8 protein-coding genes are annotated in these 15,232 nt (G+C 62.9%); 6 read left to right on the forward strand and 2 right to left on the reverse strand.

Annotation, left to right across the window (positions count from 1 at the left end):
• Positions 1-26: 26 nt before the first annotated feature.
• The gene (locus EYS21_RS05735) at positions 27-1,676 is read left to right on the forward strand and encodes an MDR family MFS transporter (RefSeq protein ID WP_131132230.1); all 1,650 of its coding nucleotides are present in this window, start codon (positions 27-29) and stop codon (positions 1,674-1,676) included.
• 67 nt (positions 1,677-1,743) lie between these two features.
• Here EYS21_RS05735 and EYS21_RS05740 read toward each other — a convergent pair whose 3' ends face one another.
• Positions 1,744-5,073 carry a glycosyl hydrolase gene (locus EYS21_RS05740; protein WP_207307693.1) on the reverse strand — a complete coding sequence of 1,110 codons (3,330 nt, stop codon included), beginning with the start codon at positions 5,071-5,073 and terminating at the stop codon, positions 1,744-1,746.
• 237 nt (positions 5,074-5,310) lie between these two features.
• Between EYS21_RS05740 and EYS21_RS05745 the strand changes: the two genes are divergently transcribed.
• From EYS21_RS05745 to EYS21_RS05755, 3 genes are all read left to right on the forward strand, one after another.
• On the forward strand, positions 5,311-7,521 hold the full coding sequence (locus tag EYS21_RS05745) for a glycoside hydrolase family 3 N-terminal domain-containing protein (protein WP_242633301.1): 2,211 nt from the start codon (positions 5,311-5,313) through the stop codon (positions 7,519-7,521).
• A gap of 62 nt (positions 7,522-7,583) precedes the next feature.
• Complete coding sequence (locus tag EYS21_RS05750; protein ID WP_131132231.1) at positions 7,584-9,218, forward strand: DUF5597 domain-containing protein; 1,635 nt, start codon at positions 7,584-7,586, stop codon at positions 9,216-9,218.
• 16 nt (positions 9,219-9,234) lie between these two features.
• Positions 9,235-10,194, forward strand: coding sequence for an alpha/beta hydrolase (locus EYS21_RS05755; protein ID WP_207307694.1), 960 nt, complete (start codon positions 9,235-9,237; stop codon positions 10,192-10,194).
• Between the two features lie 63 nt (positions 10,195-10,257).
• Here EYS21_RS05755 and EYS21_RS05760 read toward each other — a convergent pair whose 3' ends face one another.
• Positions 10,258-12,462 carry a cytochrome P450 gene (locus EYS21_RS05760; protein WP_131132232.1) on the reverse strand — a complete coding sequence of 735 codons (2,205 nt, stop codon included), beginning with the start codon at positions 12,460-12,462 and terminating at the stop codon, positions 10,258-10,260.
• A 440-nt stretch (positions 12,463-12,902) separates the two neighbouring features.
• Here EYS21_RS05760 and EYS21_RS05765 point away from each other — a divergent pair, with 440 nt between their 5' ends.
• Positions 12,903-14,198: an ABC transporter substrate-binding protein gene (locus EYS21_RS05765; protein ID WP_165478266.1), complete on the forward strand. Its 1,296-nt coding sequence runs from the start codon at positions 12,903-12,905 to the stop codon at positions 14,196-14,198.
• Between the two features lie 72 nt (positions 14,199-14,270).
• Positions 14,271-15,218 carry a sugar ABC transporter permease gene (locus tag EYS21_RS05770; protein ID WP_242633302.1) on the forward strand — a complete coding sequence of 316 codons (948 nt, stop codon included), beginning with the start codon at positions 14,271-14,273 and terminating at the stop codon, positions 15,216-15,218.
• The last annotated feature ends 14 nt before the right edge of the window (positions 15,219-15,232 follow it).

A 15,232-nucleotide genomic window follows, 5' to 3' on the forward strand; every position in this document is an offset into this window, starting at 1 on the left:
GGGCCTCATAGGGCCCGTCGGTCGGGGTGGACATTCCCCCGGACGCGCACCTGGCTGGCGTCGAGCCAGTCCCGCTGGCTAACCAGAACGAGGTTGCGGTGCGCCGTTCAAACTTGTCCCAAACAACGAATGACCACGTCGAATTATCTGATCCAGCTCCGGACACGAACCCTTCTCAGTTACCGGAGCGCGGCGGGACCCCCGCCGCCGGAGTCCGGATTTCGAGGATTTATGCCGCCCTGCTGATCATCGTCCTGCTGGGAGCACTGGACCATACGATTGTGGCAACAGCCTTGCCCACAGTGGTTGGTGAGCTGGACGGCGCCCGGCACATGGCCTGGATCATTACGTCCTACACCTTGGCCATGACCGTGGCCATGCCCGTGTACGGGCGGTTGGGCGACAGGTTCGGGCGGCCCGCCCTGATGATGATCGCCCTGGTGATCTTCCTCGGAGCCTCTGTCCTGTGTGGCTTTGCGCAGGACATGTTCCAACTCTCGCTGTTCCGCGGCATCCAGGGTTTGGGCGGGGCCGGGATGGCAGTCTTGCCTGGCGCCATCATCGCCGATCTGGTCCCTCCGCGGCAGCGTCCCAAATATCTAGGACCCCTCGGTTCAGTCTTCGGGATCGCGACAGTCATTAGCCCCTTGGTGGGTGGCGCCATCACGGACACGGTGGGCTGGCGCTGGGTTTTCTGGATCAACCTGCCCGTCGGCCTGCTGGCTTTGGCCATGGCGTTCTCACTGCGTCGAGTTAAGTCCACGCGGGGCTCGGGCGGTGTGGACTGGCTGGGTACCGTCCTCATGGTCATTTTCACATGCGCCTTGGTGGGCCTTGTTGCACTGTCCACTGAACCGGGCATTCCGGCAGAAGTACTGTTGGGCCTGGGCGCAGTAACAGCGGTGTTCGGTGTGCTATTCGTGGTGGTTGAGATCCGATCGAAAAATGCCTTGATACCGATGCGCATGTTCCGCAGCTGGCCTGTGGTCAACGCTGCGGGGCTGGGACTGGTCATCGGTGCCGGTCTGTTCAGCGTGGTGGCTTACCTGCCGAGCTATGTGCAGATGGTCTATTCGACGTCGGCTTCCGTGGCGGGGCTGATCCTGCTGCCCTTGGTCCTCGGCATGATGGTGTCCAGCAACCTGAGCGGCTGGCTCGTCACCCGGACAGGCAAGTACAAGATCTTCCCGCTCGCGGGTTCAGCCCTGGCCACGGCTGTGGCAATCTGTCTTCGCTTCCTCCAGCCGGGTACGCCTTTGCCTGTGGTGGGCATCCTGATAGCCCTGTTGGGCCTGGCCGTAGGCAGCTTTATGCAGCTCACGGTAGTGGTGGCCCAGAACGCCATGCCGCATTCGGTGGTGGGCGGCGTGACAGCCTCGCTGGGCTACATGAAGGAACTTGGGGTCACTATAGGAACGGCTGTTTTCGGCGGCCTCTTCGCCGCCCTGCTGGCGCAGGCCGCGGCGAACAACAGCCTGGGCCTCCCGTCGTCGACCATCACGGACCCCCACGCAGCCCAGCAACTTTCCGCTGCGCTCCAGTCCGGTGTGGCGGAGATCTACGCTGGCGCGTTCCTGCCCATCTTTGCCCTGCTCGCAGGCATCTTCGGTGTTGGAGTGCTGCTTTCCGTGTTTATGCCGGAGCAGCGTCTCTCTGATTCCGCTCCAGGCGACTAGCAGAAAGTCTAAAGACTGCGGAGCCGGGCACTCACTCCGGCTCCGCAGTGTTGACGGCTTCTGGAACTCACCTCGTATGAACGGTCAGCCGCACGGGGCCCTGTATGCCCGCGGGGAGGACCTCGGCGTCGGCTTCAACGATTGCAGCGCCCGGACGAGTGTAGTCGCCGGCGACGGCGTCGCCTGCCAGCCGGTTCCACCACGCATTGGTCACCGCGATCTCCAGTGCGTTCGTTCCGGCACGGACGGCGTCAGTGATGTCGACCCGGAACGGATAGGTCCACAGAGTGCCTACGTTGTGGCCATTCAGCCGGACCTCGGCCAGGTCGCTGACGTCTCCGAGGTCCAGGACCACGCGTCGGCCCGCCCCCAGCATTGCCGGGTCGGCGCTGAACGTGTGCCGGTACGTCGCTGTCCCGGAGAAGTACTTCACATCCAGCGCGTGGGCATCCGCCCCGGGACCGCTCCACGGCGCGGGGCCGTTCAACGTGAGTGACGGCGGCGCCTGGCGGTCGCCGTGGAAAGTAACCTCCCACGGTCCTTCCAACTTTTCTTCCGTCGTGGCCTCCTGCCGCAGAATGCCCGGTAGGCCGGCCGTGCCGTCAACCGTCCCTGCGCCGTCGTGGCGCAGGAGAATGAACGCCGATCCGAACGGCTCCAGTTGAAGGTCGACGGCGGTCCGGCCGGCTTCGGTGCGCACGCCCACTGCTGAGCGGGAGACCTGGACAGGGTCCCAGAGTTCCGCAGACGCGGCCCTGCCCCGGAACGTCGCCGTGATTTTCTCGGGCCGCTCGAGCTGGTTGCTGACGAAGTACAGATCCGCTCCAGCGAGGTGGCGGTGGACAACGGGAAGTTTCGCCCCTTCGGACGCGGCGACAGCCCAGTCCGGTTCCACACCCATCCTGGCGAGCGCGGCCGCCACGCCATCGGGCACCGGTACGCCGGCAAGGTCCAGCAGTCCCGGACGGCCGGCCCAGAGGTTTGCGACGGCGGCGGCCCAGGCGGTGCGGTCGTCGCTGCCGCTGGGCGAGCATTCAGGGCGCCAACCTGCGACGGTGGCTCCGGCGTCAAGCAGTTCGGTGATCCGTCGCACGGCCGCGAGCGTCATACGGCGGCTGGAACCGCCGAGGAACAGCAGCCGGTACCGGGTGCCGCCCGTGGTGAGCAGGCCGCCGTCGGGGGTGACCGTGACGTGGTTGAGCAAGCCGTCGAGGTTGACGAAGTCGAAGCCGTGGCCCTCGGGAATGTCCGGCGCCGAGTCCCCGAACAGGCCGGTCACCGGAGCCTCTTCGCCGTAGAAATACGCAACATCCGCAGCGTGGGTTCCCTGCTGCAACAGGTGGCTGCAGCGTGCCATGTAATCGAGCCATGGCCTGGCGGCGTGCGCCCAGGTTTCATTCCTGGTGAAGGACTGCCCAAGGTAGGGCGACAGCGTGATGCCGGGCTTCGGAACCGCGTCCGGCTGGTGCGGGGAGGTATGGATGTTGATGAGATTGACGCCCAACACAAACTCCATGTCGACAACCGGCTTGAGTTTCCGTGGCGTGTATATGAACGGCTTACCGTACGCGCTCATGGACTCTGCGCCCGTAGCTGCCTTGCCGTAGACGTGGGCCACCGAGGCGGCACCGCGCAGATCGGCAACGTAGGTGGCTTTGGGACCGGTCTCAGGTTCGTAGCACCACATGGCACCCATGGGAACGTCCGCGTGGGAGCGCATTTCAAGGTCGTCGCCCAGCTGCGGCCGGTGGTCCTCGAGGGCCTCCGCGTAGTAGACCATGCCCCGTTCACGGGCGATGCCGGCAATGGTCCCGTAGTGGTTCTCGGCGAGGAGTTCGGAGATGGTCTTCCGGAGGTCCCAGAGGAAGGCGTCACTCTGCGGGGCGTCGCCCACGATAATGCCGGTGACCGCGGGGAGCCATGGCAGAAGGTCGTAGCCGCGGCGCTCGCTGAATTCCCTCCGCATGGCGGCAGTCCAGTTCTGCGGCCCGGACTCGATGCTGTCGCTGAGCAGCGCCGATACGCCTTTGGTGCCGAGGAGTTCAGTGCCGAGGGCGTCTTCGAAGAAGCCCAGGTAGTGCTCGAAGTATTCGGTGACCAGGCCGGCGTCGAGCTTGTCCACCTCCAGTCCGGTGGCATCAACGGGGGCCGGAGCATTGAGGTGCCCGGTCAGGGAGTATCCAAACCTGAGCACCGTCCACGCACCGTCGTCCGGTAGCCAGTCCAAGGTGCCGTCGGGGCGAAGATGGGCAGTGACGTCAATGATGTCCTGCGGCCGGACAGCTTCGGACGCGGGGGAGGACCCGCCGTCGAGCGCGTAGAAGTCAGGCACGGTCGCGTAGCCGGCCTTTTCCTCCGCCCGCGTGATCCGTGCTCCGGCGAAGAGCTGCAGCGCAGAAACAGGGAACGTCGGAATGCGTTCTTTGGGCGGAGGGAAGGCGAGCGGCTTGACGCCAGGCGCCACCGGGATGGTCCCCGCCGTTCCGGCCTCAAGGACCAGCCGGAAGTACCGTGCTGAGACAGTGGGGAAGCTCGCTGAGCGAACCGGAGTTGACGACGCCGGGAGGCCTGCGACGGTCCTGAACATCACGCCGTCGTCGCTGGCTTCCAGGCGCGCCCGGGGCGCAGGAGGCACCCCGAATCCGTGCTGGGCGGGCAACCCGACGCGGACCGACGCGACCGGCGTAGGACTGTCGAATTCCGCGAGGAGCCAGCCGGTCTGCTCATGAGCCGGGACTTCAACGGCAGGCCAGAAGCGGCCGTCCGCAAGCGAGTCCAGAGGCCGCGGACCGAAGGCCGGTCCGCTGGCATTTATCCGCGCCGGGACGAGCGCAACATGGCCCTCCCGTCGCGGAAATGCCACCACGGCGACGTCCTCATAATGGTCCGGCACGCCCACAGGATCAGTCCGGACTGCTGCGAACGGCACGTCCTGGTAGGGCCCTGAAGACGCCGGCGGGGCCACCACAGTGACACGTCCGGCCTGGCCGGCGGTCACCTGTGCGGTGCTCCACACGAGCTTCTTCATCCCGGCAGCAGGACGCACCCACGGGCCGCCGGTGGCACTCCAGCCTGCCGACGTGGCGACGGCCAGCTCAAGGCCAAGTCGGTCGGCGGTGGCCGCGGCGCATTTCATTGCCGACTGCCATGCGGGGGAACGGAAGGCAACCTGGTCTTGCGTGTACTGCGGGACACCCATAGACCCGATGAAGGTCTGGACGCCGCCCGCTCCCGACGCTGCCAGCCAATGGAGATCTTTCTCGATGCCTGCCTCATCGACGTTGCCATCCATCCAATGCCACCAGGCCCTGGGCCGGGAGGACATCGGTGGATTCACAAAACCGCTGAACAGCGGGTCCTCATCCGGGGAGTAGATGGGCGTGGCGTCGTCGGGCACGGGATTGTCCTTTGGGGCAGGGAGACGGCAGGCGCCGCCAGAACTAAATTCACCTTAGGACGTGGATAAAACGCATGGGGGGAAACTGCCATGCGGAGTGAAGATGGTGGGCATAGGTGATAGCTATTTCCATGGCTGCTGTGACCTGACCTACCGTGAATGAGGCAGCTTGTGGTCCATGTCCGCGGACAGCAAAAGACGGGCTTCTGATTGAACACACCACCTGAGGAGCAATACTTGGCCACCCCTATAGCCGGAAATGTCCAGCGGAGTGAAGCAGTCGAAGCCGTCCTCGAAGAGCTTCTCGCCTCCATGACCTGGGAGCAGAAACTCGCCCAGCTCCAAATCGCCTTCCGCCCGCGGCTCGAGGACGCCAAGGACCTCGCCAGGGGCGGAATCGGGGCGGTCTTCTGGCCGCGCAGCGCTGAGGCCACCAACGAACTCCAGCGGACAGCACGTGAGGAGACCCCGCATGGGATCCCGTTGCTGGTGGGACTGGACGTAGTGCATGGCCAGCGGACCACATTCCCTGTTCCGCTCGCGCAGGCTGCCAGCTTCGACCCCGCCGTGGCTGGGGCCGACGCGCGCATATCAGCGAAAGAGGCCGCATCCGGCGGCGTGAACTGGACGTTCTCGCCGATGGTGGACGTGTCACGCGATCCCCGATGGGGCCGAGTGGTGGAGGGCTTCGGCGAGGACACCCATGTCAACAGCGTCTTCGGTGCCGCGAAGATCCGCGGATATCAGGGCGAATCCCTCGCAAACGAGGACTCCATTTTGGCCTGCGCCAAGCACTTCGTGGCCTATGGCCAGGCGGAAGGGGGCCGAGATTACAACACTGTTGATGTGTCGGTACAACGCCTTCGCAACGTCTACCTTGAACCTTTCCGCGCCGCCGTCGAGGCTGGCGCCGCCACAGTCATGGCAGCCTTCAACACCGTGTCCGGCCGGCCCGCGCACGCCAACGGAAACCTCCTGACCGAGCTCCTGAAAGAGGAGTGGGGATTCGAAGGGGTAGTGGTGGGTGACGCGGATGGAGTCGTAAACCTGATCGAGCACGGTGTGGCCGCAAATCTTGGAGACGCGCTCCAGCAGTCCTATGCCGCCGGTCTGGACGTGGAAATGGGCGGCAACGCCGTCAGCGTCGACGGCGTGGCTTTGCTGTCTCCCGGCGACGTTTCTTCCGAACGGGTGGACGATGCAGTCCGCCGGGTCCTGAGGCTGAAGCACGCGCTTGCGCTGTTTGACAACCCGTACCGGGACGCGGCGTTGGAAGTTACAGCCCCGTCCGCAGAAACCCGGCTGGCGGCCCGGGAGGCGGCAGAAAAGTGCCTGGTCCTCCTGAAGAACGACGACGGCGTGCTTCCCCTGGTTGCGTCACGTCTGCGCGTCCTGCTCGTGGGACCCTACGCGGAGAGCAACGACCACCTTGGAGCATGGGTGCAGTCGTTCGCCGAGCCCGCCGGAACCCTCGCCGACTCCATCCAGGCGGAATGTCCCGATTGGTCGCTCACGGTGAAGGAAGGCACTGGATTCTTTCAAGAGGATCCGGCGCTCCTGGCTGATGCGGTGTCGTCGGCGGAGCAGCATGACGTCATCGTCGTGGCTGTCGGCGAGCCGTCGTCCCTGACAGGGGAAGCAAGTTCCCGCAGTGACCTCCGGTTGCCGGGTGGCCAGGAAGAACTGATCAGGGCGATCGCTGGAACCGGCAAGCCCTTCGCAGTGGTCATGTTTAACGGCCGTCCGCTCGTGACCAGCGCGTGGATCGATTCGGCTCCGACCGTTCTGGAAGCCTGGCATCTGGGACTGGAGGGGCCAGCCGCCGTCGCACGGGCCTTGAGCGGGCAGGTAAACCCCGGCGGCAGGCTGCCGATGACCTTCCCCCGGTCGTCCAGCCAGGTGCCCATCCATTACGACCACGAGAACACTGGGCGTCCGGCCACCGTTTCTGCCCGGATGGACGAGGACGTTGTGGATGTTGCCCTCATGGGTCCCGGCAACACCGATGATCGCTACACGTCCAAATATCGTGACCTTCCGTTGGGACCGCAGTTCGCCTTCGGTCATGGGCTCAGCTACACGTCTTTCGGCTACGGGCAGATCCAGGTTGAAAAAGAGGAGTTGGCGCTGGAGGACCTGCGTGAGGGGCGGGTGTTCCGCCTCGATATCGCGCTGTCCAACACCGGAGACCGCTCCGGCGACGAGGTGACCCTTCTCTTCATCCGAGACCGCGTTGCGTCGCTGGCCCAGCCAGTGAGGAGACTCCGTGCTTTTTCCAGGACGACCCTGGACGCCGGCCAGACCGAGTTGCTGAGCTTCGATTTGGGCTGGAGCGACCTCGGTTTCTGGGACAACCAGGGACGCTACGTAGTGGAACCGGGTGAATTCGAAGTCCATATCGGCGGCGGCCTGGAGAACAATGCGCACACAGTGGTGCGGCTGACCTGATCCTGGGTCCTTGGTCCGCAACCACTTCACTAAATTCCTGCACACCGAGGAAAGAGCCCCACATGAACAAACTTCCACGTCTCGACCACCATGACGGCCATACCCGATTGCTGGTCGATGGCCGGCCGTATCTTTGCCTGGGCGGAGAACTGCACAACTCAAGCTCATCCGATCGGCTGTACATGTCCACGGTCTGGGACAAGGTCTCCACATCCGGTGCCAACACTGTGATTGCCAGCGTTGCATGGGACCAGGTAGAGCCGGTTGAAGGGACCTTCGACTTCTCCATTGTTGACGGACTTCTGGAAGACGCCCGCTCGGCGGGCGTGCGGCTGGTACTGATCTGGTTTGGCGCCTTCAAGAATGCTTCCTCAACCTACGCGCCGTCGTGGGTCCGGGCGGACCGGGAGCGCTTTCCCCGCGCGGACCGGGGAACGGAACCCATGGAAACTCCGTTTTCCTACATAGGTTCAATGCCACGGCCCACGCTTTCGGTCTTTTCCCAGGAGCTTTTCGAAGCGGACAAGGCGGCCTACAGCGCACTCATGAGCCGCCTTGCCGAAATCGACCCGGGGCACACTGTGATCCTGGTACAGATCGAAAATGAAGTCGGCTTGCTGGGTTCGGGGCGGGATCGGAGCCCGCTGGCCGAGGCTGCTTGGAATTCCCCACTTCCGCAGGAGCTTCGCAAGGCACTGGCCAACGATTTGGAGGCTTTTGACCCCGGCGTGTCCGGGGTCCTCCTTCCTGCCCTCGACGAGGACAAGAGCTGGGCCGAGCATTTCGGTGAGGGCAACCCGGTGGCTGAGGAGGTTTTTATGGCGTGGGCGTTCGCCTCGTACGTCGGCGGGCTGGCCACCGCCGGCAAGGACATTCTTGACCTTCCGGCTTTCGCCAACGCGTGGCTCGGTCCGCAGGCCGGTCAGGACGTGCCGGGTCTCTATCCGAGCGGGGGGCCGACGGCGAAGATGCTGCCTGTCTGGCGGGCAGCGGCGCCTTCCATCGACTTCCTGGCACCGGACATCTATGTCCCAAATTCTGCCGAGGTGATGGCACAGTACGCTTCGGCGGATAACCCGCTCTTTATCCCGGAAGCCAAGTTCCGCGCGGGCGATGCCTTCCTGGCTGTGGGCCGCTTCAACGGGTTCGGCTATCACGTCTTCGGTTTGGAGGACGGTCGGGAAGGCAATCAGTACGGCGAGGCCTGCAAGGCCATGGTTGCCCTCACCGGCGACATCGTCGACGCCCAGCGTGATGGCCGGATTTTTGGTTTCGCACTGGAACAGGACGAGGACGCCGTCACGGCCACGTTGGCCGGCACGTCTGTCACCATCCGTAACGCTGCCAAGCTGTACACCGCGATGCTCCTCGACGCCGGGGTAGTCCTTCCACCACCTCCGGAACTGCCGGGCGAAACAGTTGGGGCGGCGCATGGGCACACACCCGGCGACGGGCGCCCGTTCGGACTCATCATCGCGGCAGGCCCCTTGGAATACGTCGTCGTGGGCCAGGGTGCGTTGCTCGACTTCCACAAGGAAGGATCCGAACTCGAAGTCGACTCTGTCCGTGAGCTGCGGCTCACGGTCGAGGGCTGGCAGGAGGGCCGCTTGTTGAACGGTGACGAGAGGCTTCAGGTTCTGCAGGGAGACAAAATCAGCGCGGCCCGGATCAGGCTTTTGGAAGCAGCGACGAACTAACGATGGGAAATATTCTGTGCCTTTTCACTCCGAAATTGCCTCAAGGCTAGCGCTGCTGGACGGCGTGCCGTCCATGGCGGAAGCTCTCGCCAACCCCGAACTGCGCCCTAGGTTGGAAGCGTTCGATTCCTATCCTGACGCCACGCCGCCGCCCCTGGCTGCAACCGAAGAGTTGACCATTCCGGGCCCGCACGGGCCGGTCCCCGTTCGAATTTATTGGCCTGGCGGAACACCTTCGGAGCCCCGCCAGGGACTCGTCTGGCTGCACGGCGGCGCTTTCAGGTTCGGCGATCTCGATATGCAAGAAGCTGACTGGACGGCCAGGAACCTTGCAGACCGGGCCGGGGCAGTAGTGGTGAGCGTGGACTATCGTCTTGCCGTGGAGGGCGTCACCTATCCCATCCCTTTGGACGACGTTGTTGCCTCGATGCATTGGGCACGCCAAAATACCGCTGACCTGGGCATCTCGTCGATATCCCTGGGCGGGGCGAGTGCAGGCGCTAACCTTGCCGCTGGGGCAGCCCTGCGCCTCCGCGACGAGGATGACTGGAAGCCCGAGCATTTGATTCTGGTGTATCCCTCCATGCACGTTGATCTCCCGGAACCCTCGAAGTCCCTCCAGCTCGCGCTGACAGAGATGCTGCCGGCAATGCGTCTGCCGCCGGAGATGTTCCACTCCATGAGGGAAAACTATCTGGGGGCGCTGATTTCCAATCCTCCCGCGTACGCAATGCCAGGCCTGGCCGATCTGGACGGGCTCCCGCCGACGTTGGTCCTGAACGCTGAATACGATGATCTCCGTGCTTCCGGGGAGGCGTTCAGCGCCTCGCTGGCAGCTGCCGGCGTCGATGTTGAGCAGGTCCTGGTCAGGGGAGTGCTCCACGGATTCCTGAACCTGTCCACGTCATTTGAACCTGTCGACGACGCAGTCAATCGCATCGCTGGCCGTCTTCGGGCCGCGGGTCAGAACCCATAATCTCGGACCGAAAAAGCAAAGGGGTGGGGGCCGCAGCTGCGGCCCCCAACCCCTTTGCTGTTACTAGACGTCCAGTACAAGGCTCCGGCCGCGGCATCGCGAGACGCACGTCATCATGGTCTGGTTGGCAAGCCGTTCCTCAAGGCTGAGTACTGAGTCGCGGTGCTCAGGGGTGCCATCGAGGACACGCACCTCGCAGGTTCCGCAGGTGCCTTCCCGGCACGTCGAGAGGATGTTGGCACCCTCCCTGTTGAGGACATCCAGCACGGTCTCGTTTTCACCCACCGTCACGGTTTTCCCACTCCGGCCGAGTTTTACGTCAATTCGGCGATTCGGCTGGTGTTCTACCTTCCTGGCGGCAAAGCGTTCCACAACGAGCCTGAAGTCTGCCTCATGCCTGTTTGCGGAGTCCTCCAATCCGGCCAGGAGCTCATCTGGACCGCACGCGTACACATAGGCGTCTTCAGCCGGTAGCTTCTGCCAGATCTCATCGAGGTTATAGCGCCCGCGTTCAGTGCTGGGCCAAACGTAGACGTTCGATGGGTGGCTCCGAACGAGATCTTCCACGTACGGCATACGCCTCCGATCGCGTCCGAGGAAGAGAAGTCGCCAAGGAGTTCCACTCCGCTCAGCTTTGTCGATCATCGGCAGCAAGGGAGTGATTCCGATGCCCCCGGCGACGAACAACAGGAATTGTGCAGGCTTTAGCCGGAAGTGGTTGCGCGGTCCGCGGATATGCAGCAGGTCTCCCACTCTGACCTGGTCGTGAATCAGCGTCGAGCCGCCGCGGCCGCTGTCCTCCTTCAAAACGGCAATGCGCAGCTCAGATTCCCCGGTGTGTCCGCACAGTGAATACTGCCGCAAGGAGCCATCCGGGAGTTCAAGGTCCACATGTGCCCCAGGCTCCCAGTCCAGTGGCCCGGAAGCCTGCGTCTCCAGCGTCAGTTCGACAACGTCTTCCGTCACAAGCCGGCGCGACCTGACGGTGACGGGGACCCCCGCAGCCGAAGCGTGATCGACGACGGCGGCCCGGACCCGTTCCGTGACGGGAACCGGCGTCCACTCGAGCGGCAGGTCCACCATGCCCCGCCCCTCAGAAACCACTGTGTATTCAAGGTCTTCGTAAGGAGCCCCGAGGCGCAGTTCCGGGAGACGCTCGTGCAGGACAGCCAGTTCGATCCTGAGAAGCAGCCGGGCCAAGGGGGCGCCGAGGCACGCATGGATTCCTTGCCCGAATCCCAGATGCGGTACAGCCCAGTTGCGGTCAAAGTCAATGTCATCAGGGTGGCCGAACTTGGTTGCGTCACGTGATCCCGCAGCGTAGGCGAGGAACACCGTTTCGCCGGCCTTCAGCTCCGTTGCGCCAAGAGTGACGTCCCGGGTTACCAGCCTTTTCATGCCCGTGATCGCGGACTCGTACCGGAAGAGTTCCTCGAGCGCCTCGGCCCTCGAGTCGTCATCTTTCTGCGCTGCTGAGTAGCGTTCCGGGTCGGCCAGGAGATGCGACAGACCCATGCAAATCAGGTTCGACGATGTTTCGTGCCCCGCGAGCATGAGTCCGGGAAACATTGACAACATTTCAAAGTCCGTCATCTCAACAGCGCCGGAGTCGCGCTCGTTCCAGATGTGGCTGATCAGGTCATCTCTTCGGTCACGCTTGCGTTCTTCCATGACTTCGAGGATGTAGTCGTGCAGATCGAGGAGGAGCTTTGCCTTTTCGTCGGGTGTGCCCGGGTGGTAGATGTCGCGTGGACCCATAAAGAAGCCAAGGGCCGCGCCAATCCATTCGGACCGGTCCGAGTCGAGCCCAACCACGTGGGCAATCACTTTCAGCGGCAGGGGCAGCGCGAAGGAAAGCTTCAGCTTTGTATGGCCGTCCTCGACAAAGCTGTCAACCAAAAGGTTGGCCTGCTCCCGGATCCAGCCCGCATACCTGGCCAGCTTTCTCGGCATAAAGAATGTGTTGACGCTTGAGCGCAGGCGGTCGTGGTCCGGGTTGTCCAGACCCAGCAGGGTTCCCCTGCTGGGAACCTTGCCCTCGAGCTGTTCGCGCCATGGGGACGGCACGGTGCCCACAGTGGGCTGCGACGAGAAGGTTTCAGGGTCATGCAGGGCCTGGACGATGTCGTCGTAGCGCGCAACCACGCGGCTTTCGAACGTGTCCGAATAGGGAAATGCTTCCGAACCGCGCGCTTCGGCGAGGTCTTGGAAGAGCCGCTGGGGGTTGAGGAAGGGACAACCGCTCTGCAGGGGCTGGGAAACAGTCATTGGATCTCCAACAGGGAACTCGGGGTCCCGCCGGAAGGCGCACAGGCGGGACGAAACAGTGTTACGTTTTCGTCTGCTTGCCCGGTACTCGTTGGCACCGAGGGGGATTATTCACATGACCTGCATGCCACGTGCCCTCACCCCACCTGAATGACATCAAGCATACGTGTCGGGCCGGTCCCGGAAGGCAGCTAACGGTATCGGAAAGGCGCATGCGTGCCATAACCAAAACGCGTTCTAATTTTTCTTATTCGGTGCCCGCAGGCACCATCAGTTCCGTGGATGGATGCCATAAGCAAAGTCGCGTGGACGGCGCGAAGGAACTTAGGTCTACTGGAATCTATAAGAGGCGAAGGGTCTTCAAGCCCGATCGCCGAAGCCACGAGGGCTTTGCGTTTCCGTGAGGTCGCCCCTCGACAAAGATGTCTGAAAGGTCACCCGTGTCATATTTTTCCAGTTCCCGCAGGGGATGGTTCACAGTTGCGGCCACCGCAGTTGTAGGTTCGGTAGCTCTGTCCGGATGCGGTGGTTCAACTTCCACCGCGCCGACGGGAAGTGAACCGCAGACGATCAAGTTCTCGTTTTCGACCGCCAACCCCACAGACACGTTCCTTCAGGACACGGCAGCGGCATTTGAAAAAGCCAACCCCGGCACCAAGATTGAGCTGGTCAAGCTGCCGGCCGAGACCGAACCGCAGACTGTGACCACCCAGCTGCAGGGTGGAAACGCCGCAGATGTCATGAATATCCGGTCCGGGCAAGGGCAGATTGGGGCCATGAATGGTTTCGCCAAAGCAGGCCTCCTGCTTGAACTCAACGACGCGGAATTCAGCGACCGGTTGCCGCAGAGCATCGAAGATCTCTTCAAATACGAGGACAAGTTCTACGCCGTGCCTCTCTCGTCGATGCCGACTGGCCTCATCTTCAATGAAGCCAAGGCCAAGGAACTCGGCGTAACGCTGAACGCTGACTCGTCTTTTGACGATTTCCTTGACCAGTGCAAAGTAGCCCGCGATAAGGGCGTCTCCCTTGCAGCACTCGCGGGAACCGTACCTGGAAACCCCGGCATCATGACCTTGATGCTGGCGAGTTCCACGGTTTACGGCCCGAACCCGGACTGGAATGCTGACCGGGCCGCAGGCAAGACCACGTTCGCAGACGACAAAGGATGGCAACAGGCCCTTGAAGGCGTGAAGCAGATGTTCGACGCCGGATGCTTCCAGGATGGCGCGGCCGGCGCGGGTTTCGACACCCTCATCAGCTCCATGGGCCAGGGTAAGGCCCTCGGCTTCTTCGCTCCGGGGGGCGCCGCCAAGAGTATTGCCGATGGCTCCAAGGGCGCTGTGAACCCGGTAGTCGTTCCCATGCCCGCACCGGGCGTCTCGGAGAAGTATCTGGGGACCACCGCTGAACTTGCGCTTGCGGGAAATGCCAAAACAAAGAGCCCAACGTTGGTGAAGAAGTTCCTGAAGTTCTTCATGGACAAGCAAGGCGCCGAGATGGTCGCGAAGGGCCAGGGCACCCTTCCGGTCAACCTCGGTGACTACGCTCTGCCTGCGAGCTACGCACCGATTGCAGAGCTGTACAAAGAGGACAAGGTGCGCCCCTTGCCTCAGACGGACTGGCCCTCCGCCAAGGTTTACGACAGCCTCGGGAAAGGCGTAACAGCAATGATCACGGGACAGAAGTCAGGCGCTGACGTCCTGAAAGAAATGGACACTGCCTGGGGCAAATAACGGACCGGTGCCGGCCGACAGTTGGCCGGCACCATTCCTTCCCTCCAGCAACAAAGCAAGGAAACTGCAACAGTGACTATTACCAATGGACGAACCGTCCCGTCGGGGACTGATAAAGAACAACAACATCCGGAAGCGCCTCGGCGGCCCTCCGGCGTCGGCTTCGGCCGTTGGTGGTGGGCGCTGCCGGCTGTAGCCCTTACCCTCGTTGTCACTTATATGTCGACAGCCTTCGGGGCCTTCTTCGCTTTCACTGACTGGACAGGGTTGGGCGATTTCAACTTTGTCGGCGTCGACAACTTCATCCAGGTGTTTCAGGATCCAGCATTGCTGGGCTCCGTTCGGAACACGCTGTTCCTGGCGGGAGGGTTTGTTGTTTTCACGAATATCCTGGGTCTCCTGTTTGCGCTGGCACTGAACCGTACTCTCAAGACTCGGTTTCTTCTACGGGCCTTGATTTTCATGCCGGTTGTGCTCAGCTCGGTGGCAGTTTCGTTTATCTGGAAGTTCATCTTCGCCTTCGACGGCCCGCTCAACCAGGCGCTCGAAGCTGTTGGGCTCGGCCAATTCAAACAGGACTGGTTGGCCAATCCGGCGCTGGCGCTCTGGTGCGTATTGGCCGTCATGGTGTGGCAGAGCATCGGATTCGTCATGGTGATCTACCTCGCGGGCCTCGCCACGGTCCCTGTGGAGCTGGAAGAGGCGGCAGCCTTGGACGGGGCCGGCATTTGGCAGATTTTCCGGAGCATTACGCTGCCCACGATCCAACCCTCTGTCGCCATAGCGACGGTACTTACCCTCATTCAAGGACTTTCCGTCTTCGACCAGGTCCTTACGCTGACGGGTGGCGGGCCAGGGGATGCGACCCAGACGTTGGCCACACAGATTTACACGCAGACGTTCCTGTATGGCGCATTCGGGTTGGGGGCGGCCGCGGCACTCGTCCTCACCGTCTTCATCCTGATCCTCGCACTCATCCAGCAATTCACTGTGCGCGATCGCGCCAACATCGGAGACTAGAAATGCATCGCTAC

This window comes from Arthrobacter sp. S39 (assembly GCF_004320525.1).
In the GTDB taxonomy this organism is placed as follows: Bacteria; Actinomycetota; Actinomycetes; order Actinomycetales; family Micrococcaceae; genus Arthrobacter.